Source organism: Thermus composti (assembly GCF_014647535.1).
Taxonomy (GTDB): Bacteria; Deinococcota; Deinococci; order Deinococcales; family Thermaceae; genus Thermus; species Thermus composti.
In genome coordinates, this window is the sequence record NZ_BMPJ01000018.1 from 23,914 (window position 1) to 42,746 (window position 18,833).

Consider the following 18,833-nt stretch of genomic DNA (forward strand, 5'->3'; position numbering starts at 1 on the left):
GGGGGCCCTTTCGTTTTATACCTGGTATAGTGTAAACAGGGTGAGCGAAGGAGCTACACCATGGCTCCGCTACCTGGAGGCCCTGCGCCCCCACCTGGTGGGGCGGGACCACCGGGGCAAAAGGGGGTCTTTGCGCTGGCTCGAGGCCCTGGTGGCGGAGCGGGGCGGGCGGGCAGGGACGGTGCGCAACATCCTCTACAAGGACCTGGGAAGCCCCGAGGAAAAGGAGCGGCTCTACCGCATCCTGGCCGACCTCTACCAGGAGGCGGGCCTGAAGCCCCCGCCGCCCCCGGCGGAGCTCTTCTTGGAAAGCGCCCGCAAGACCCTGGGCCGGGACAAGCGGCGCATCTTCCGCGCCTTCCTCAAGGACCTGGAGGCGGGGAAGAACCCCCAGGTGGTGGTGGTGGGCGGGGCGGCCACGGGCAAGGGGGTGCTCCTCTCCGCCCTGGGACAGGCCCTGGCGGCCTTCCCCGAGCGGGAACCCTTCACCTTGAACCTGGGGGGGGAGTTGGCCCAGGCCCTCGTGCCCCTGGCGGAGGCCTTGGGGGTGGCGGAGGAGGTGCGGGGGCTTTTGGCCCAGCTCTCCCCCACCCAGCCCTTCATCCTCCAGGGGGCCTTGCAGGGGGAGATTTTAGGGCTTCTCGCCAAGGCCCTCAACCAAAGGGGGCGCCCCCTCCTCCTCCGGGCCGAGCCCGAGGGCACCCTGGAGGGCCTCCCCTTGCGGGGGCCGGACGGGGGGAAAAGGCGGCTTGCCGCCTGGCTTGAGCCCTTCCTCAAGGGCCTCACCATCCCCTACCTGGCGGCCCTCTCCGAGCCCCCGCCCACCCTCCCCTACCAGCCCCTCTCCCCGCCCAGCCGGGAGGAGGCCCGCCGCTTCGTCAGGGAACGTCTCCCCCACCTACCCCCGGAGCGCCTCGAGGCCCTGGTGAACCAGGCGGGGCGGAACTTCGGGGAGCTCTCCCGCCTGGTCCTCCTGGAGGCCGCCAAGCACGACCCCAAGACCCCCCTCCAGGACGACCCGGCGCTAAAGCCCATCCTCCAGGCCCTGGCCGCCTTCAGCCCCGAGGCCGACCCCGCCTTCCCTCTGGAGCTTCTGGAAAAGGCCCTGGGAAGGCCCTTGGAAAAGCTCTCCCAAGCGGAAAGGGCCCTTTTGGAATGGGTGGGAGAGGGCCTGGTCCGCCCCTCCTTAAGGGCCCTCCTCCCCTCCGAGGCCCCCAAAAGCCTCCACCGCCTGGCCCTGGCCTACTTTCCCAAGGAGAACCTCTTCCGCAGGCTCTACCACGCCCGGAAGGCGGGGGAAAGGGAGGAGCTCTTGCGCCTCCTCCAGGAAGACCCCACCCGGCTCGCCCTGCTTCCCGGGCTTTGGGAGGAGGCCCGGTCCTGGCCCCGGGAGGACCGGGAGGTCCTGGCCTCGGTGGTGGTCCGCTACCGGGCGGTCCTGGGCCAGTACGCCCACCCCGAGGCGGAGGAGGCCCTAAAGGTCTTGGCCCAGGCCCAAAACCCCTCCCTGCGCACCTGGTCCCGGATCAAGGGAGCGGAGGCCAAGGTGGACGCCGGCCACTACCGGGAGGCGGAGACCCTCCTCCCCCCCAAGGAGGACCTCCTCCACCTGGAGGAGACGGCCCGGGCCGAGGGCCTCCTGGTCATGGCGGCGGTGGAGCGGTGGAAGGGGGATTACGAGCGGGCCGCCCGGCTCGTGGAGGAGGCGGAGGCCCTCCCCGTGGCCCCTCTTCTCCGGGACCGGGTTCAGCTTTGGCGGGGCCTGGTGGCTAAAGACCTAGGCCGCTACGAGGAGGCCCTCGCCGCCCTCGCCCAGGTGGGGCACGACCCCCTCCTCCTAGGCCGGGCCCGCTACCAGATGGGGGACCTCCTCATGCGCTTGGGCCGCCTCGAGGCCGAGCCCCGGATGCGGGAGGGCCTGAAGGCCCTGGAAGAGGGGGGCGCCCCCCGGGACGAGATCGCCCGGGTCCGGGCCCGCTACGCCACCCTCCTGAGGCGCCTCGGCCGCTACGAGGAGGCGGAAGAGGCCATCCAGAGGGCCCTGGCCGAGGCGGAGGACCCCTTCACCCGGGCCCGGGTGGAAAGCGAGGCGGGGATCCTCGAGGCCGCCCGGGGCCGCCCCCTGGAGGCCCTGGCCTTCCTGGAGCGGGCCGAGGCCTACTTCCGCACCACGGGAGAAAGGCCCAAGGAGGCCCGGTACCGCCACCTCCGCACCCTCTTCCGCCTGGGGGCCGCCTACCTCCTCCTGGAGGCGGGCCAGCCCTACCGCCCCCCCTTCCTGGGAGGGCTTTTTTCCCCCGAGGCCAGGCGCCTTCTGGAAGGGCTTCTTCGGGACATCCCCGCCGAGGCCACGGACCGCTACACCGCCCTGCGCCTGGACGCCGCAGGCCTCCTCGCCCTCCTCCTCCCGCCGGAGGAGGCCCTGGCCCTCCTCAAGCCCCTCCTCAACCCGGAAAACCCCTACCTCCGGGCCCAGGCCCGCCTGGGCTACGCCGAGGCCCTGGCCCGCCGGGAAAGCTTCGGGGAGGCCCTGGCCCAGATCGTGGCCCTTCCCCCCCTGGAGGACCCCGGGCTTCTGGCCCAGGCCCGGGCGGTGGAGGTCCTGGCCCTTTGGGGCCTGGGAGAGGAGGAGGCCGCCTGGCAGAAGCTTCGGGAGGTCCGCCAAGGGGCCCTACCCCCCGCCTTCCGCTTCCAGCTGGGCCGGGCCTTGGGGCGCCTCTGCCCTGGGCTTGGGAAAAGGCTTCCCCCAAGCCCCCTGGCCCTCCCCGAGGCCCTGGGGTTCTTCCTGGCAAATCCCGACTGAATCACTATACTTTTGGCGGCGCAGGGGCTATACTCTTATTGCGAACGGGTTGCACTAAGCAGCCCGCGGGAGGGTAAGCATGAGCCAACTGGAGATCCGCGACCTCTGGGCTTCCATTGACGGCGAGACCATCCTCAAGGGCGTGAACCTGGTGGTCCCCAAAGGGGAGGTCCACGCCCTCATGGGCCCCAACGGGGCCGGGAAGAGCACCCTGGGCAAGATCCTGGCCGGGGACCCCGAGTACACGGTGGAGCGGGGGGAGATCCTTCTGGACGGGGAGAACATCCTGGAACTCTCCCCGGACGAAAGGGCCCGCAAGGGGCTTTTCCTCGCCTTCCAGTACCCCGTGGAGGTGCCCGGGGTGACCATCGCCAACTTCCTCCGCCTGGCCCTCCAGGCCAAGCTGGGACGGGAGGTGGGGGTGGCGGAGTTCTGGACCAAGGTGAAGAAGGCCCTGGAGATCCTGGACTGGGACGAGGGCTACCTCTCCCGCTACCTCAACGAGGGCTTCTCCGGGGGGGAGAAGAAGCGGAACGAGATCCTGCAGCTTTTGGTCCTCGAGCCCACCTACGCCGTTTTGGACGAGACCGACTCGGGCCTGGACATTGACGCCCTCAAGGTGGTGGCCCGGGGCGTGAACGCCATGCGGGGGCCCAACTTCGGCGCCTTGGTCATCACCCACTACCAGCGGATCCTCAACTACATCCAGCCCGACAAGGTCCACGTGATGATGGACGGCCGGGTGGTGGCCACGGGCGGCCCCGAGCTCGCCCTGGAGCTGGAGGCCAAGGGGTACGAGTGGCTTAGGGAAAAGGTAAAGGAGGGCGCATGAGCGAGCTGGATATCCGCCAGATCGGCGAGGAGTACCGCTGGCACTTCATTGACGAGATCCGGCCCGTCTTCAAGGCGGAAAAGGGCCTCACCCGCCGGGTGATTGAGGCCATCAGCTACCACAAGGGTGAGCCCGAGTGGATGCTGAAGTTCCGCCTGCGGGCCCTGGAGATCTTCCAGAAGAAGCCCATGCCCACCTGGGGCCCCGACCTCTCGGGCCTGGACCTGGACAACCTGGTCTACTACGTGAAGCCCGCCGAGGTGCGGGACGCCAAGAGCTGGGACGAGGTCCCCGAGGAGATCCGCAGGACCTACGAGCGGCTTGGCATCCCCGAGGCGGAGCGCAAGGTCCTGGCGGGGGTGGGGGCCCAGTACGACTCGGAGATGGTCTACCACCGGGTCAGGGAGGAGCTGGAGCGGCAGGGGGTCATCTTCGTGGCCATTGAGGAGGGGATGAAGAAGTACGAGGACCTCTTCAAGGAGTACTTCGCCAAGGTGGTCCCCCCCGAGGACAACAAGTTCGCCGCCCTGAACTCCGCCGCCTGGTCCGGGGGCTCCTTCGTCTACGTGCCCCCCGGGGTCAAGGTGGAGCTCCCCCTGCAGGCCTACTTCCGGGTGAACACCCCCGAGTTCGGCCAGTTTGAGCGCACCCTCATCATCGTGGACGAGGGGGCCGAGGTGCACTACATTGAGGGCTGCACCGCCCCCATGTACTCCACGGAAAGCCTCCACACGGGGGTGATTGAGATCGTGGTCAAGCGGGGGGCGCGGAGCCGCTACACCACCATCCAGAACTGGTCCACCAACATGTACAACCTGGTGACCCAAAGGGCCCTGGTCTACGGGGAGGCCTACCACGAGTGGGTGGACGGCAACCTGGGCTCCAAGGTCACCATGAAGTACCCCTCCAGCTACCTCCTGGAGCCGGGGGCCAGGAGTGAGATCCTCTCCATCGCCTTCGCCAAGACGGGCCAGCACCAGGACACGGGCGGCAAGCTCATCCTGGCCGCGCCCCACACCTCGGGGACCATCGTCTCTAAGAGCATCTCCAAGGGGGAGGGGCGGGCCAGCTACCGCGGCCTGGTGAAGGTGATGGAAGGGGCCCGGCACGCCAAGGTCAACGTGGAGTGCGACGCCCTCCTCATTGACCCGGAAAGCCGCACCGACACCTACCCCTACATTGAGATTGAGGAGGAGTCCGCCCACGTGGGCCACGAGGCCACGGTCTCCAAGATCAACGACGAGCAGATCTTCTACCTCCAGTCCCGGGGCCTCGAGGAGGACGAGGCGGCGGCCCTTATCGTGCGGGGCTTCATTGAGCCCATCGCCAAGGAGCTCCCCTTGGAGTACGCCGTGGAGCTCAACAAGCTCATTGAGCTGGAGATGGAGGGTTCCGTCGGCTAAAGGCCAAGCCTTGGGGGAGGCCTGAGGCCTCCCCCTTTTTTCGGGAGGAAGCATGCAGGTACTGGACAAGACCCAGGTGGAGGCCGTCTCCAAGGCCCTAGGGGAGCCGGGCTGGCTTCTGGAGAAAAGGCTTAAGGCCCTGGAGGCCTTCGCCCGGCTACCCTACCCCAGCAAGAAGGACGAGAACTGGCGCTACACCGACCTCTCCGAAGCCCCCTTGGAGCAGGAAATAGAGACCCCCAAGGGGCTTCGCCTAAGCCGGGACCAGCTTCCCGAGCCTGTCCGGCGCAGGCTGGAAAGGACCGACGTCTCGGGGTTTTTGGTCTTCGTGGGGCCGGATCTGGTCTACGCCGAGGTACCGGAGGAACTGCGGCAAAAGGGCCTCGTCTTCACCTCCTTGGCCGAGGCCCTGAAGACCCACCCCGAGAAGGTGCAAAGCGCCCTCTTCCAAGGGGTCTACACCGAGGACAAGTTCGCCGCGGAGAACAGCGCCTTCTTCACCCACGGGGCCTTCCTCTACGTGCCCGCGGGGCTAGAGGTGGAAAAGCCCCTCGGGGTCTTCAAGGTCCTCCTGGAAGGGGGCAAGGCCTCGGCGGGCCGGAGCCTCCTCTTCCTCGAGGACAACGCCAAGGCCGCCTACATTGAGGAGTACCTCTCCTTGGACCTTCCCCCCACCCTCCACCTCTCCGCCACGGAGATGGTCTTAAGGCCCGGGGCCCGCCTGCGCCACGCCCACGTGCAGACCTTCGGGGAGGGGGTGTGGCACTTCCACCGGCAAAGGGCCCTCTTGGAGCGGGATAGCGGCCTCAACGACCTGGTGGTGAACCTAGGAGGGGCCTACGCCCGGAGCGAGGTGGCCTCGGAGCTTTTAGGCCCGGGCTCGGAGAGCGAGATGCTGGGCCTCTACTTCGGCCACGGGCGCCAGCAGTTTGACCACTACACCCTGCAGCACCACACCGAGCACCACACCCGAAGCGACCTCCTCTACAAGGGGGCGGTGAAGGACGAGGCCCGGGCGGTCTTCTCCGGCCTCATCAAGCTGGAAAAGGGCGCCCAGAAGACGGACGCCTACCAGGCGAACCGCAACCTCCTCCTCTCCCCCACCGCCCGGGTGGACTCCATCCCCCAGCTGGAGATCGGGGCCAACGACGTGCGCTGCACCCACGGCTCCACCACCGCCCCGGTGGACGAGATGCAGCTTTTCTACCTCCAGTCCCGGGGGCTTCCTCGAGGCCTCGCCCAGGAGCTTCTGGTCAAGGCCCACCTGGCGGACGTCCTCTCCCGCATCCCCTTGAAGGCGCTTAGGGCCCACATTGAGGCCATCATTGAGGAGAAGGTGCGGATCTAAGCCCTAGCCGGGGCCACCCCATGCGGAGGTAAGGGGCTATGTGGACCCCTGTGGCCAAGCTCAGCGAGTTCCGGGAGGGCCGCCTGGTGGTGAAGCGGCCCGAGCACAGAAAGCCCATCCTCCTTCTCTACACCGGGGAGGAGGTCTTCGCCCTCGAGGACGTCTGCACCCACGACGACGGCCCCCTCCACGAGGGGGAGGTGGAGGACGGGGCCATCGTCTGCCCCCGGCACGGGGCCCGCTTTGACCTGAGGACGGGGCGGCAAACCCTCCCCGCCCCTAGGCCCGTGAAGGTCTTCCCGGCCAAGGTGGAGGGGGATACCGTCCTGCTGGACCTTTAGCCCCAGAGGGGTAGGGTAGGCCCAAGGGTTCCCCTTGGGCCTTTTTTCCTTGACCTCCCCGGGCAAGAGGGGGTAAGGTGGAAATACCCACCCCACCAGGGGTGGGGGGAGGTGAAGGATGCTGAAGCTCAAGGTGGAAGGCATGACCTGCAACCATTGCGTCATGGCGGTGAAGAAAGCTCTGCAAAAGGTGCCCGGCGTGGAGAAGGTGGAGGTCTCCCTGGAGAAGGGGGAGGCCCTGGTGGAGGGAACGGCCGACCCCAAGGCCCTCGTCCAGGCGGTGGAGGAAGAGGGGTACAAGGCCGAGGTCCTGGCCTAACCATGCCCCATTCCCACCTGCACCTGGACCCCAAGACCCGGGAAGAGGCGAAAAAGCGCCTCCTTTCCGTCAAGGGCCACCTGGAGGGCATCCTCCGCATGCTGGAAGACCCCAAGGTCTACTGCGTGGACGTCCTGAAGCAGCTGAAGGCGGTGGAGGGGGCCTTAGACCGGGTGGGGGAGATGGTCCTAAGGGCCCACCTAAGGGACCACGTGGCCACCGCCCACGAGCGGGGGGACGTGGAGGAGATCGTAGAGGAGCTGATGGAGGCCCTCAAGTACCGCTAGGAGGTGAGGATGCGCTACCTGTGGATGCTTTTGCTCCTTCTACCCGCCTTGGCCCAACACGCCCACCCCGCCCCCCAAGACGCGGGGGAGCGCGCCTTCCTCTCCGCCATGATCGCCCACCATGAAGGAGCCTTAGAGATGGCCCGCTACGCCTTGAAAAGGACCAAGGACCCCGCGGTCCGCACCTGGGCCGAGGCCATCCTCAAGGACCAGGAGCGGGAGATCGCCCTCATGCGCTCCTGGCTTCCCGGGTTTGGCGGGCTGGAGCCAACCACCTACGAGGCCATGCGCCGGGAGATGGCCTCCATGCTCCAGGCCCTGCAAAAGGCCCCAAACCCCGACCGGGCCTTCGTGGAGGGCATGCTCCTCCACCACAAAGGGGCCGTGGAAATGGCCTTAAAGGCCCTGACCACGGCAAAGGACCGCCGCGTCCTGGACCTGGCCCGGGACATCGTCCTGGCCCAGGCCCAGGAGATGCACGCCTTTAGGCTATGGCTCTTGAAGTGAAGGTGGGCGTTAAGGGCATGACCTGCGCCGCCTGCGTGGCCCGGGTGGAGAGGGCCTTGAAGCGGGCGGAAGGGGTGGAGGAGGCCCGGGTCAACCTCACCACCGAGGAGGCCTTCCTACGCCTCCAGGAGGGCGTGGACCTTAAGGAGGTCCTCAAGCGGGTGGAGGAGGCGGGCTACGAGCCCGTGGTGGCCAAGGCGGAAATCCCCGTGAAGGGCATGACCTGCGCTGCCTGCGTGGCCCGGGTGGAACGGGCCATAAAAAAGCTTCCTGGGGTGGTCTCGGCCACGGTGAACCTCGCCGCGGAGAAGGCCTTCGTGGAGTACCTGCCGGACACGGTGAGCCTCGCCCGGATCCGCCAGGCCATCCGGGAGGCGGGCTACGAGCCTTTGGAGGGGACGGAGGAGGCGCGGAAAGAAGCGCCCACCTACCGCAAGGACCTCCTCCTCGCCCTCCCCTTCGCCCTCCTCACCCTCCTCCTCGCCATGGGGCCTATGCTCTTCCCCCTGCCTCACCTCTCCCCCTGGCTCCAGGCGGCCGCGGCCCTTCCCGTCCTCTACGCCGGTAGGCGCTTCTTCCGCCAAGCCTTGGCCGAGGTCCGGCACCGGGCCTTGGGCATGAGCACCCTGGTGGCCTTGGGCTCGGGAAGCGCCTACCTCTACTCCTTCCTGGTCCTCCTCTTTCCGGGGCTTTTCCCCGAGGAGGCCCGCCACCTCTACTTTGAGGCCGGGGCGGTGATCCTGGCCCTGATCCTTCTGGGCAAGCACCTGGAGGAAGGGGCCAAGGGGAAGGCCTCGGAGGCCATAAGGAAGCTCCTCGCCCTAAGGCCCAAGACGGCCCGGGTGGTCCAGGAAGGCGGGGAAAAGGAGATCCCCGCCGAGGCCCTGATCCCCGGGGACCGGGTGCGGGTGTTGCCGGGGGAGCGGATCCCGGCGGATGGGGTGGTGGAGGAGGGACAAAGCCACGTGGACGAGTCCATGCTCACCGGGGAGTCCATCCCCAAGGCCAAGGGCCCGGGGGACGAGGTGGTGGGGGGCACGGTGAACGGGGAGGGCGTCCTGGTGGTGCGGGTCACCCGGGTGGGGGAGGCCACGGTCCTGGCCCAGATGGCCCGGATGGTGGAGGAGGCCCAGGGGCACAAGCCCAAGGTGCAGGAACTGGCCGACCGCATCGCGGGCGTCTTCGTCCCCGTGGTGCTGGGGGTGACCCTCCTTACCTTCACCCTTTGGCTCCTCCTGGGGCCCGGGCTATCCCACGCTTTTGTGGCGGCCCTTTCCGTCCTCCTCATCGCCTGCCCCTGCGCCATGGGCCTCGCCACCCCCGCCGCCATCGCCGTGGCCACGGGGCGGGCGGCCCAGATGGGGATCCTCTTCCGCAAGGGGACGGCCCTCGAGGCCCTGGCCCGGGCGGACACCGTGGTCCTGGACAAGACGGGCACCCTCACCCTGGGCCGCCCCACCCTCACCGAGGTCCTCCCCTTCGGGATGGAGGCTAAAACGGCCCTCCGCCTGGCCGCCGCCCTGGAGGGGCAGAGCACCCACCCCATCGCCCAGGCGGTGCTGGAAGCCGCCCAAGGCCTTCCCCCCCTGGCCGCCGAAGGGGGAAAGGCCCTGCCCGGGGAAGGGGTGATGGGCAGGGTGGAGGGAAGGACCCTCTACCTGGGCGGGCCCGCCCTCATGGAGCGCCTGGGGGTGGCCCTGCCCCAGGAGGCCTTGGCCCTGGCGGAAAAGGGCTACACCCCCCTCTACTTAAGCGACGGAGAGCGCCTGCTCGCGGCCTTCGCCGTCTTTGACCCCCCAAGGCCCGAAGCTAAGGAGGTGGTGGCGGCCCTCAAGGCCCTGGGCCTCAGGCTCGTCCTCCTCACCGGGGACCACCCCGCCCCGGCCAGGCGGGTGGCCGAGGCTTTAGGCATCCCCAAGGTCCAGGCTGGGGTGAGGCCCGAAGGGAAGGTGGAGGCGGTGCGCAGGCTCCAGGCCGAGGGCCGCAAGGTGGTCTTCGTGGGGGACGGGATCAACGACGCCGCCGCCCTGGCCCAGGCGGACGCGGGCATCGCCATGGGAAGCGGCACGGACATCGCCCTCGAGGCCGGGGATGTCATCCTCCTCACCCCGGACCTCAAGGGGGTGGTCACGGCCTTCCTCCTGGCCCGCAAAACCCTACGCACCATCTACCTCAACTTCTTCTGGGCCTACGCCTACAACGTGGTCCTCATCCCCGTGGCCGCAGGGGTCCTTTACCCCTTCACCGGCCTCCTCCTCAACCCCATGCTGGCGGCGGCGGCCATGAGCCTAAGTAGCCTCTTCGTCCTCACCAACTCCCTGAGGCTAAGGGGCTTCCGCCCTTACCGGGGGCTAACCGCCGCTCTCTAGGCTAAACCCCGGGGAGGCTTCCCCCGGAAAGGAGGTGAAGGATGGTAGCCCTGGCGCAAGGATGGTGGTACGGGTGCGGTCCCCACGCCTTCGGCTGGTGGGGGTGGCTTTACCCCCTCCTCTTCCTAGCCCTTCTCTTCCTTGGGGTCTACCTGGTGGCCAAGGCCCTGAGGGGCGAGGCCTCCCGGACCGGGGACCGGGCCTTGGAGGTCCTGAGGGAGCGCTACGCCCGCGGGGAGATTGACAAGGAGACCTTTGAGCGCATGAAGCGGGACCTGGCATGAAGGTCCTCCTGGTGGACGACGACCCGGCCCTCCTCGAGGTCCTCGGGGCTTACCTGAGGGGGGCCGGGTTTGAGGTCCTTTTGGCGGAGGACGGGGAGAAAGCCCTGGAGCTCTTCCCCACCGCCGATCTCGTCATCCTGGACCTGATGCTCCCCAAGGTGGGGGGCCTCGAGGTGGCCCGCCTCCTCCGCCAGGAGCGCCCCGAGCTTCCCCTCCTCATCCTCACCGCCAAGGGAGAGGAGGAGGACCGCATCCTGGGCCTGGAGCTAGGGGCCGACGACTACGTGGTCAAGCCCTTTAGCCCAAGGGAGGTGGTGGCCCGGGTCAAGGCCCTGTTGCGCCGCGCCGGGCTTAAGGAGGAGCTCGTCTACGGCCCCTTACGGATCCTCCCCAAGGCCCGCCAGGCCTACCTGGAGGGCAGATCCCTCCCCCTTTCCCGGCTGGAGTTTGACCTCCTTTTGACCCTCGCCCAACACCCGGGGATGGTCTTCAGCCGGGAAAGGCTTTTGGAAAAGGTCTGGGGGCCGGACTTCCCGGGCGTGGACCGGGTGGTGGACGTGCACATCGCCTCTTTAAGGAAAAAGCTCGGGGACGACCCGGAAAACCCCCGCTTCCTGGAGACGGTTCGGGGGGTGGGGTACCGCTTCAAGGAGGATGCGCCTTCTCCTTAAGCTCTTTTTAAGCCACTTCCTGGTGGCCTCCCTGGCCCTCCTCCTTCTCTTCCTCCTGGCCGAGGCCCTCGCCCCTTCCTTCTACCGGGGGCACGTGGAGCGCATGTACCACGCCCTGGCCATGATGGGCGGGGGGATGATGGCCGAGACCCTAAGGCAGGACCTGGAAAAGGGCCTGCGCTCCACCCTCACCACCGCCCTCCTCTCCGCCCTTCCCCTTTCCGCTTTGGGGGCCCTCCTCACCGCCCTCTTCGCCAGCCTCCGCCTTTACCGCACCGCCAAGCTTCTCGCCGAGGGGAGCCGGCGCATGGCCCAGGGGGAGTACGGAATCCGGCTTCCCCTCTTGGAGCGGGACGAGCTCGGGGAGCTCGCCCTCCACTTCAACCGCCTGGCCGAGGCCCTGGAGAAGGTGGAGCGAACCCGGGCCGAGCTCATCGGCACCGTGGCCCACGAGCTCAGGACCCCCCTCTCCGCCCTCCAAGGCTACGCCGAGGGGCTTATGGACGGGGTCCTCTCCAAGGAAAAGGCGGCCGAGGGGATCCTGCGGGAGGTCAAGGCCATGAGGCGCCTGGTGGAGGACCTCTCCCTGGTCTCCCGGGTGGAGGCGAAGGCGGTGGAGATCCGCCCGAGGCCCCTAGACCCCAAAGCCCTCCTTCAGGAGGCCCTCATGCGCTTCCAAAGCGCCTTCCAGGCCAAGGGGGTGGCGCTTCGCCTGGAGGTGGCGGAGGGACTGCCTTGGGTGTGGGCCGACGAGGAAAGGGTCCTCCAGGTGCTGGCCAACCTCCTAAGCAACGCCCTCCGCTACACCCCCGAAGGGGGCGCGGTGTGGCTTAGGGCCTTCCGCCACGGGGAGGCCGTGGCCTTCCAGGTGGAGGACACCGGGCCCGGCATCCCCGAGGAGCACCTGCCCCACATCTTTGAGCGCTTCTACCGGGTGGACAAGGCCCGCAGCCGCAAGGAGGGGGGAAGCGGGGTGGGGCTCACCGTCGCCAAGGGCCTGGTGGAGGCCATGGGGGGAAGGATCCATGTGGAAAGCCAGGTGGGAAAGGGAAGCCGCTTCACCTTCACCCTCCCCCTTTACACGGGCTTAACATCCAGGGGCTAGGGTTTGGGGCATGAAAAGGATCTTGGCGTTGGTCGGCACGGCGTTGGCGCTAGGTCTGGCCCAAGCCCCTTCCCCCGAGGCCCTAAGGGGTGCCTCCCCCGAGGAGGCCCTCCTCCTCGCCCAGCGCTTCCGGGAAGAGGGGGCGCAGGTGGTGAGCTACGTGACCCCGGAGGCCTTCTTCTTTGAGTTCCCGGACGGCCGCAAGGCCCGGGTGGCCCTGGGCGATAAGTTCCTGGTGGCCGTGGCCCCCTACCGCCAAAGGACCCACCCTTGCCAGGTCCACTACTTCTCCAGCTGCACCGGGGAGCTTGCGGGGGAGACCTTCACGGTACGGGTCCTAGAGGGGAACAAGGAGGAGCTGAGGACCCAGGTCCAGACGGGTAAGGACGGCTTCTTCACCCTTTGGCTTCCCCGGAACCGCCGCTACACCCTCGAGGTCCGCCAGGGGGACTGGGTGGCCCAAGGCGCCCTCACCACCTTCGCCCAAAGCCCCACCTGCCTCACGGGGCTTAGGCTTTCCCGGAGGTGAAGTCAGGCTCCCCTAAGATGAGGGGCTTTTACCCCTGGCTGGCTCTGGTGGGGCTTGGGGCCCTCCTTCTTTGAAGGCAAGCCCCGCCACGTGGGGAGCCACCACGGGGAGGGGAAGGGAGAAGGCCTCCGCCTCCACCCGGGGAAAGCGGGCCCGGATCAGGGCGAGGGTCTCCCGATTAGGGTGGCATCCGTCCCCGAAGAAGGCGAAGCAAGGGGTGGCCACCTCCTGGAAGAAGCGGAGAGGGGTCCTTTTGGGAGCGGCCACGTGCTCCAGGAAGAGGTAGGCCCCCCCCGGCCGCAAGACCCGGTGGACCTCTTCCAGGGCCTTTTCGGGGTCTTCCACCGAGCAGAGGACCAGGGTGGCCACCACCAGGTCCACGCTTCCCTCGGGCAAGGGTATGGCCTCGGCCCTCCCGGGAAGGAGGGTGAGGTCCACCCCCAGGGCCCGGGCCTTGGCCTTAAGGAGGGGGTGGAAAAAGGGGTTGGGCTCGAGGGCCAGGTACTGAACCTTCCCCGGGAGGTAGGCCAGGTGGGTCCCCGGCCCCGGCCCGATCTCCAGGACCGCCTTGGGGTCCACCGCCTCCCAGGCCCTTTGGAAGAGGGCCCTCTTCCGCTCCGCCACCAAGGCCTCGTGCCGGGCGGAAAGCCCCGGGTAAAGGCAGGCGAAAAGGCGCTTTCGCCAGACCATGCCCTTACCCTACTCCTTGGGGCCCCCACCGCGGCGAAAGCCACGGTGGGGTACTTAGCCCCGTTAAGCCCCGGTAAAGCGCCCTTTACGCAACCTTAACAATACCGGGCTAGGGTATAGGTGGAGGTGAACGATGGGCATGATGGGTTGGGGTGGAATGGGCGGCTTCGGAGGCTTCTTCGGGCTTTTCAACATGCTCCTTTTCCTGGCCCTTCTGGCCTTCCTGGTCTACCTGGGCTTTAGGGCTCTGGAAAGGTGGGAAGGCCCAAAGGGCAAAGACGAGGCCTTGGAAGCCCTTAGGCTCCGCTACGCCAAAGGGGAGCTAGACGAGGCAACCTTTAAGCGGCTCAAGAAGGAGCTGGAAGGAGGGGAAGCATGAAACGGACCGGCTTGGTTTTGGGTCTCGTGGTCCTCGGGCTTTTGGGACTCGCCCTCACCCAGGGCATGATGGGGGGCTACGGCCCCGGCTACGGGATGATGGGCCCCGGGATGATGGGCTACGGGATGATGGGGATGGGGGGCATGGGCATGATGGCCGTCTACCCCCCCGAGGCCAAGCCCATCCCCGAGGAGGTGGCCAAGGCCCGGATGGAGGCCTACGCCAAGCGCCTTTACCCGGGGGCGCGCCTTAAGGACTTCATGGCCTTCAGCCAGAACTACTACGCTCAGGTGGTGGACGAACGGGGCCAGGGGCTTTTTGAGCTCATCGCCGACCGCTACACCGGGGTGGTCTCCCCCGAGCCCGGGCCCAACATGATGTGGAACACCCGCTATGGGATGATGGGAGGCCCCACGCAGGCGCCGGTGCGCTACGGCCTCGAGGAGGCCAAAAAGCTGGCCGCAACCTTCCTCCAAGGCTTTCTCCCCGGGGCCCGGGTGCTGGAGGAGGGGGCCTTCCCCGGGTACTACACCTTTGACTTCGGCCGCAAGGAGGTGGAGGGGATGCTCTCCGTGAACGCCTACACCGGGGAGGTCTGGGTCCACACCTGGCACGGGCCCTTCCTGGGGGAGCGTTGAGCTAAGATAGGGGGGGAGGGTATCTATGACGACGCTCCGCAAAACCCTAAAGGAAAGCCTCCCCGAGGCCCGCGCCCGGGTGGAGGCGGCCCTGAAGGAGGAAGGCTTCGGCATCCTCACGGAAATTGACGTGGCGGCCACCCTCAAGGCCAAGCTGGGCCTGGAAAGGCCCCCTACCGGATCCTCGGGGCCTGCAACCCCCACTTGGCGGCCAAGGCCCTCGAGGCCGAACCCGAAATCGGCCTCCTCCTCCCCTGCAACGTGGTCCTCCGGGAAACCGAAGAGGGCGTGGAGGTCCTCATCCAAGACCCCGAAGCCATGTTCCGGGTCCTCCCGGAGGCCACCCAAAGGGCCTTAGCCCCCGTGGCCGAGGAGGCCCGGGCCCGGCTCTCCCGCGCCCTTTCCCGGCTCTAAAGGCCCCTTCCCGCTTCCCCCTACCCCTCCCCTGGAGGGAGGGGGTAAAATCTCCTTAAGAAGAAGCGAAGGAGGTGCCCATATGAAGGACAAACACACCCGCCACGAACACGAGCATCACCACCCCTCCCCTTCCGAACCCAAGCACGTCCACCCTCCCCACACGGGCCACGACAAGCACGCCGGGCACACCCCGGAGATGTTCCGGGACCGCTTTTTCGTAAGCCTCCTCCTCACCCTCCCCATCCTCTACTTCTCCGAACAGCTCCAAGCTTGGTTCGGCTACCAGGCAGCCCAGTTCCCGGGAAGCGCCTGGGTGAACCCCGTCTTGGGCACGGTCCTTTACTTCTACGGCGGCTCGGTCTTCCTGAAGGGGGCGCTTCGCGAGCTTCGGGCGCGCACCCCCGGGATGATGACCCTCGTCGCCTTGGCCATCACCGCGGCCTACGGCTATAGCCTCGCCGTCTCCTTGGGGCTTCCTGGCATGCCCTTTTACTGGGAGCTCGCCACGCTCATAGACGTGATGCTCCTCGGCCACTGGCTGGAGATGGCCTCGGTGCAGGCGGCAAGCCGGGCCCTGGAGGAGCTCGCCAAGCTCATGCCCACCACCGCCCACCGAATCACGGGGGACCGCATAGAGGATGTCCCCATCTCCGCCCTCAAAGAGGGGGACCTCATCCTCGTCCGCCCGGGGGAACAGGTGCCCGCGGACGGGGTGGTGGTGGAGGGCGCCTCCACGGTGAACGAGGCCTTCCTCACCGGGGAGTCCCGGCCCGTGCCTAAGGGCGTGGGGGACGAGGTCCTCGCCGGAGCGGTGAACGGGGAAGGAAGCCTCAAGGTCCGGGTCACGCGCACGGGCGAGGCCACCACCCTAAGCCAGGTGATGCGGCTCGTACAGGAGGCCCAGGCCTCCCGGAGCCGCTTCCAGGCCCTGGCGGACCGGGCGGCGGGGTGGCTTTTCTACATCGCCGTGGCCTTGGGCACCCTCACTCTCCTCGTCTGGCTCGCCCTGGGACGGGACTTCAACTTCGCCCTCTCCCTGGCGGTAACCGTGCTCGTCATCGCCTGCCCCCACGCCCTAGGCCTCGCCATCCCCCTGGTCACGGTGAACGCCACCGCCCTGGCCGCCCGGCACGGCATCCTGGTCCGGAACCGGGAAGCCTTTGAGCGGGGCCGGGAGATCCGCTTCGTGGCCTTGGACAAGACCGGGACCCTCACCGAGGGGCGCTTTGCCGTGCGGGCGGTCTACGCCCACGGGGTTTCCGAGGAGGAAGCCCTCTCCCTGGCGGCAGCCCTCGAGGCCCTCTCGGAGCACCCCTTGGCCCAGGCCATCGTGGAAGCGGCGGAAGGCAGGGGGCTTCCCCGCCCCGAGGTCCGGGACTTCCAGGCGGTCCCCGGAAAAGGGGTGGAGGGCACCTCGGGGGGCAGGCGGTACCGGGTGGGCCGGCCCGAGTGGGCGGAGGAGCTTGGCCTAAAGGTACCCGAGTCCCTAAGGCAAGGTTTGAAAGAGGCCGAAAGCCGTGGGGAGAGCGTGGTGGCCCTGATGGACGAGGCGCGGGTTTTGGCCTTTCTCGCCCTGGCCGACCGCATCCGCCCCACGGCCAAGGAGGCCATCCGCCGCCTCGCCGCCATGGGGATCACCCCGGTCATGATCACGGGGGATGCGGAGGCCGTGGCCAAGACCGTGGCCGAAGCGCTCGGCATCGCGCGGTACCACGCCCGCGTTCTCCCCCAGGACAAAGCCAGGATCGTGCGGGAGCTCAAGACCCAAGGCCCCACCGCCTTCGTGGGCGATGGGATCAACGACGCCCCCGCCCTCCTCGAGGCCGACCTTGGCATCGCCATCGGGGCTGGAACCAACGTGGCCATTGAGTCCGCGGACCTCGTGCTCGTGGAAAACGACCCCCTGGACGTGGTCCGCGCCCTCCTTCTGGCCCGGGCCACCTACGCCAAGATGGTGCAGAACCTCTTCTGGGCCACGGGCTACAACGCCCTCGCCCTGCCCCTGGCCGCCGGGGTGGCCTACCCCTGGGGGATCGTCCTTTCCCCGGCGGTGGGGGCGCTTTTCATGAGCCTCTCCACCGTCATCGTGGCCCTAAACGCCACGCTCCTCAGGCGGGTGCACCTGGACTAGACTTAGGGCATGGACCTAAGCGCCCTGAGGGAGGACTTCCCCCTGATCGCCGGGCAGCCCGACCTGGTCTACCTGGACTCCGCCGCCACGAGCCAGAAACCAAGGCGGGTCATAGAAGCCCTGAAGCGCTTCTACGAGACCCTAAACGCCAACGTCCACCGGGGGGCCTACCGGCTTTCCGCCGAGGCCACCGAGGCCTACGAGGAGGCCCGCAAAAGGCTTGCCCGCTTCCTGAACGCAAGCCCCAACGAGATCGTCTTCGTGCGCAACACCACCGAGGCCATGAACCTGGTGGCCTACGCCTGGGGCTTGAGGAACCTGAAGGAAGGAGACGAGATCCTGGTCACCGAGATGGAGCACCACGCGGGCCTCGTCCCTTGGCACCTGGTGGCGGGCCTCACCGGGGCCAAGGTGAAGGCCATCCCCCTCACGGAGGAGGGAAGGCTAGACCTAAGCGCCCTGGACCACCTCCTCACCGAGAGGACCAAGGTGGTCTCCCTGGTGCACATGTCCAACGTGCTGGGCACCATCAACCCCGTGGCCGAGGTCAGCAGGAGGGCCAAGGAAGCGGGGGCCTTGGTGGTGGTGGACGGGGCCCAGTCCGCCCCCCACCTCCCCGTGGACGTGAAGGCCCTGGGGGCCGACTTCTTCGCCCTCTCCGGCCACAAGATGCTGGGCCCCACGGGGGCTGGGGTGCTTTGGGGAAGGTACGAGGTCCTGGAAGGGATGATGCCCTTCTTGGGGGGCGGGGAGATGATCCGCGAGGTCCACGTGGACCGCTCCACCTACGCCCCCCCGCCCCAGCGCTTTGAGGCGGGCACCCCCCCCATCGCCGAGGCCATCGCCCTGGGGGAGGCCGCCTGCTACCTCATGGAGGTGGGGATGGAAAGGGTCTTCGCCCACGACCGGGCCCTTCTGGAATACGCCCTAAAGCGCCTGGAGGAGGTCCCCAGCCTCAAGGTCTACGGGCCCAAAGGACCGGACCGGGGCGGGGTCATCCCCTTCACCCTAGGCCGCCTCCACGCCCACGACCTCGCCACCTTCCTGGACCAGGAGGGGATCGCCGTGAGGGCGGGCCACCACTGCGCCCAGCCCCTCCACCGAAGGCTCGGCCTTGCGGCCACGGCCCGGGCGAGCTTTTACCTCTACAACACCCAGGAGGAGGTGGACCGCTTCGTGGAAGCCCTTCTAAGGATAGAGGCCAAGTACCGGGCCTGGCTATAATGGAGGAATCCATGAGCGTCCTTGACGAGGTTTACCGGGAGATCCTCCTGAACCACTACCAAAACCCCAGGAACTTTGGGGTCCTGCCCGAGGCCTCGAGGCGGGCCGGGGGGATGAACCCCTCCTGCGGGGACCAGGTGGAGGTGATGGTGCGCCTGGAAGGGGACACCATCGCCGAGATCCGCTTCCAGGGGCAGGGGTGCGCCATCAGCACGGCGAGCGCCTCCCTCATGACCGAGGCGGTGAAGGGCAAAAAGGTGGCGGAGGCCCTGGAGCTTTCCCGCAAGTTCCAGGCCATGGTGGTGGAAGGCGCTCCCCCGGACCCCTCCTTGGGGGACCTCCTCGCCCTTCAAGGGGTGGCCAAGCTCCCCGCGCGGGTGAAGTGCGCCACCCTGGCCTGGCACGCCCTGGAGGAGGCCCTTCGGTGAAGCGCTACCCGGCCCACAAGGTGACGCCCCTTCTGGTCCAGTACCCCGACCTTATGGAGCAGGGCTTTACCCAAAACTCCTTCCTCGCCCTCCCTTAGCCTGCTTCAAGAGTTCTTGGGTGACTTCAT

Annotated in this window: 19 protein-coding genes and 1 pseudogene; 19 read left to right on the top strand and 1 reads right to left on the bottom strand. The window is 67.8% G+C overall.

Going from position 1 to position 18,833, the window contains the following annotated elements:
- Window positions 1–40 precede the first annotated feature (40 nt).
- From IEX93_RS07975 to IEX93_RS08035, 13 genes are all read left to right on the top strand, one after another.
- Window positions 41–2,803, top strand: coding sequence for a tetratricopeptide repeat protein (locus IEX93_RS07975; RefSeq protein WP_188847685.1), 2,763 nt, complete (start codon window positions 41–43; stop codon window positions 2,801–2,803).
- Between the two features lie 79 nt (window positions 2,804–2,882).
- Window positions 2,883–3,635 (top strand): Fe-S cluster assembly ATPase SufC, encoded by a 753-nt coding sequence (sufC, locus tag IEX93_RS07980; protein WP_188847686.1) that lies wholly within the window; start codon window positions 2,883–2,885, stop codon window positions 3,633–3,635.
- The gene (gene sufB, locus IEX93_RS07985) at window positions 3,632–5,038 is read left to right on the top strand and encodes a Fe-S cluster assembly protein SufB (RefSeq protein WP_188847687.1); all 1,407 of its coding nucleotides are present in this window, start codon (window positions 3,632–3,634) and stop codon (window positions 5,036–5,038) included. The genes sufC and sufB overlap by 4 nt, the downstream gene beginning before the upstream one ends.
- Window positions 5,039–5,090: 52 nt before the next feature.
- Window positions 5,091–6,386 (top strand): Fe-S cluster assembly protein SufD, encoded by a 1,296-nt coding sequence (gene sufD / locus IEX93_RS07990; RefSeq protein ID WP_188847688.1) that lies wholly within the window; start codon window positions 5,091–5,093, stop codon window positions 6,384–6,386.
- A gap of 38 nt (window positions 6,387–6,424) precedes the next feature.
- Window positions 6,425–6,727, top strand: a complete 303-nt coding sequence (locus IEX93_RS07995; protein WP_188847689.1) for a Rieske (2Fe-2S) protein — start codon at window positions 6,425–6,427, stop codon at window positions 6,725–6,727.
- 118 nt (window positions 6,728–6,845) lie between these two features.
- A complete protein-coding gene (locus tag IEX93_RS08000) occupies window positions 6,846–7,046 on the top strand; it encodes a CopZ family metallochaperone (protein ID WP_188847690.1) in 201 nt (66 codons plus the stop codon).
- 2 nt (window positions 7,047–7,048) lie between these two features.
- A complete protein-coding gene (locus tag IEX93_RS08005) occupies window positions 7,049–7,333 on the top strand; it encodes a metal-sensitive transcriptional regulator (RefSeq protein WP_188847691.1) in 285 nt (94 codons plus the stop codon).
- Between the two features lie 9 nt (window positions 7,334–7,342).
- On the top strand, window positions 7,343–7,840 hold the full coding sequence (locus IEX93_RS08010) for a DUF305 domain-containing protein (RefSeq protein WP_188847692.1): 498 nt from the start codon (window positions 7,343–7,345) through the stop codon (window positions 7,838–7,840).
- Window positions 7,825–10,209 (top strand): heavy metal translocating P-type ATPase, encoded by a 2,385-nt coding sequence (locus IEX93_RS08015; RefSeq protein WP_188847693.1) that lies wholly within the window; start codon window positions 7,825–7,827, stop codon window positions 10,207–10,209. Before IEX93_RS08010 ends, IEX93_RS08015 begins: the two co-directional genes overlap by 16 nt.
- Before the next feature lie 41 nt (window positions 10,210–10,250).
- Window positions 10,251–10,493 carry an SHOCT domain-containing protein gene (locus IEX93_RS08020; protein ID WP_188847694.1) on the top strand — a complete coding sequence of 81 codons (243 nt, stop codon included), beginning with the start codon at window positions 10,251–10,253 and terminating at the stop codon, window positions 10,491–10,493.
- Window positions 10,490–11,164: a winged helix-turn-helix domain-containing protein gene (locus tag IEX93_RS08025; protein WP_188847695.1), complete on the top strand. Its 675-nt coding sequence runs from the start codon at window positions 10,490–10,492 to the stop codon at window positions 11,162–11,164. The genes IEX93_RS08020 and IEX93_RS08025 overlap by 4 nt, the downstream gene beginning before the upstream one ends.
- Window positions 11,148–12,269 (top strand): sensor histidine kinase, encoded by a 1,122-nt coding sequence (locus tag IEX93_RS08030; RefSeq protein WP_188847696.1) that lies wholly within the window; start codon window positions 11,148–11,150, stop codon window positions 12,267–12,269. The genes IEX93_RS08025 and IEX93_RS08030 overlap by 17 nt, the downstream gene beginning before the upstream one ends.
- Window positions 12,270–12,279: 10 nt before the next feature.
- The gene (locus IEX93_RS08035; RefSeq protein WP_188847697.1) at window positions 12,280–12,798 is read left to right on the top strand and encodes a CueP family metal-binding protein; all 519 of its coding nucleotides are present in this window, start codon (window positions 12,280–12,282) and stop codon (window positions 12,796–12,798) included.
- Window positions 12,799–12,810: 12 nt separating this feature from the next.
- Here the strand turns inward: IEX93_RS08035 and IEX93_RS08040 are convergent, their stop codons facing one another.
- Window positions 12,811–13,488, bottom strand: coding sequence for a class I SAM-dependent methyltransferase (locus IEX93_RS08040; RefSeq protein WP_188847698.1), 678 nt, complete (start codon window positions 13,486–13,488; stop codon window positions 12,811–12,813).
- 139 nt (window positions 13,489–13,627) lie between these two features.
- Here IEX93_RS08040 and IEX93_RS08045 point away from each other — a divergent pair, with 139 nt between their 5' ends.
- The 6 genes and pseudogenes from IEX93_RS08045 to sufU all read left to right on the top strand — a co-directional run bounded on the left by IEX93_RS08045 (window position 13,628) and on the right by sufU (window position 18,705).
- Window positions 13,628–13,867 carry an SHOCT domain-containing protein gene (locus IEX93_RS08045; RefSeq protein ID WP_188847704.1) on the top strand — a complete coding sequence of 80 codons (240 nt, stop codon included), beginning with the start codon at window positions 13,628–13,630 and terminating at the stop codon, window positions 13,865–13,867.
- Window positions 13,864–14,505 carry a peptidase M4 gene (locus tag IEX93_RS08050; RefSeq protein WP_188847699.1) on the top strand — a complete coding sequence of 214 codons (642 nt, stop codon included), beginning with the start codon at window positions 13,864–13,866 and terminating at the stop codon, window positions 14,503–14,505. The genes IEX93_RS08045 and IEX93_RS08050 overlap by 4 nt, the downstream gene beginning before the upstream one ends.
- A gap of 25 nt (window positions 14,506–14,530) precedes the next feature.
- Window positions 14,531–14,919: pseudogene (locus IEX93_RS08055) on the top strand (DUF302 domain-containing protein).
- An 82-nt stretch (window positions 14,920–15,001) separates the two neighbouring features.
- Window positions 15,002–17,053 carry a heavy metal translocating P-type ATPase gene (locus IEX93_RS08060; RefSeq protein ID WP_188847700.1) on the top strand — a complete coding sequence of 684 codons (2,052 nt, stop codon included), beginning with the start codon at window positions 15,002–15,004 and terminating at the stop codon, window positions 17,051–17,053.
- 9 nt (window positions 17,054–17,062) lie between these two features.
- The gene (locus IEX93_RS08065; protein WP_188847701.1) at window positions 17,063–18,277 is read left to right on the top strand and encodes an aminotransferase class V-fold PLP-dependent enzyme; all 1,215 of its coding nucleotides are present in this window, start codon (window positions 17,063–17,065) and stop codon (window positions 18,275–18,277) included.
- A gap of 11 nt (window positions 18,278–18,288) precedes the next feature.
- The gene (sufU, locus tag IEX93_RS08070; RefSeq protein WP_188847702.1) at window positions 18,289–18,705 is read left to right on the top strand and encodes a Fe-S cluster assembly sulfur transfer protein SufU; all 417 of its coding nucleotides are present in this window, start codon (window positions 18,289–18,291) and stop codon (window positions 18,703–18,705) included.
- The last annotated feature ends 128 nt before the right edge of the window (window positions 18,706–18,833 follow it).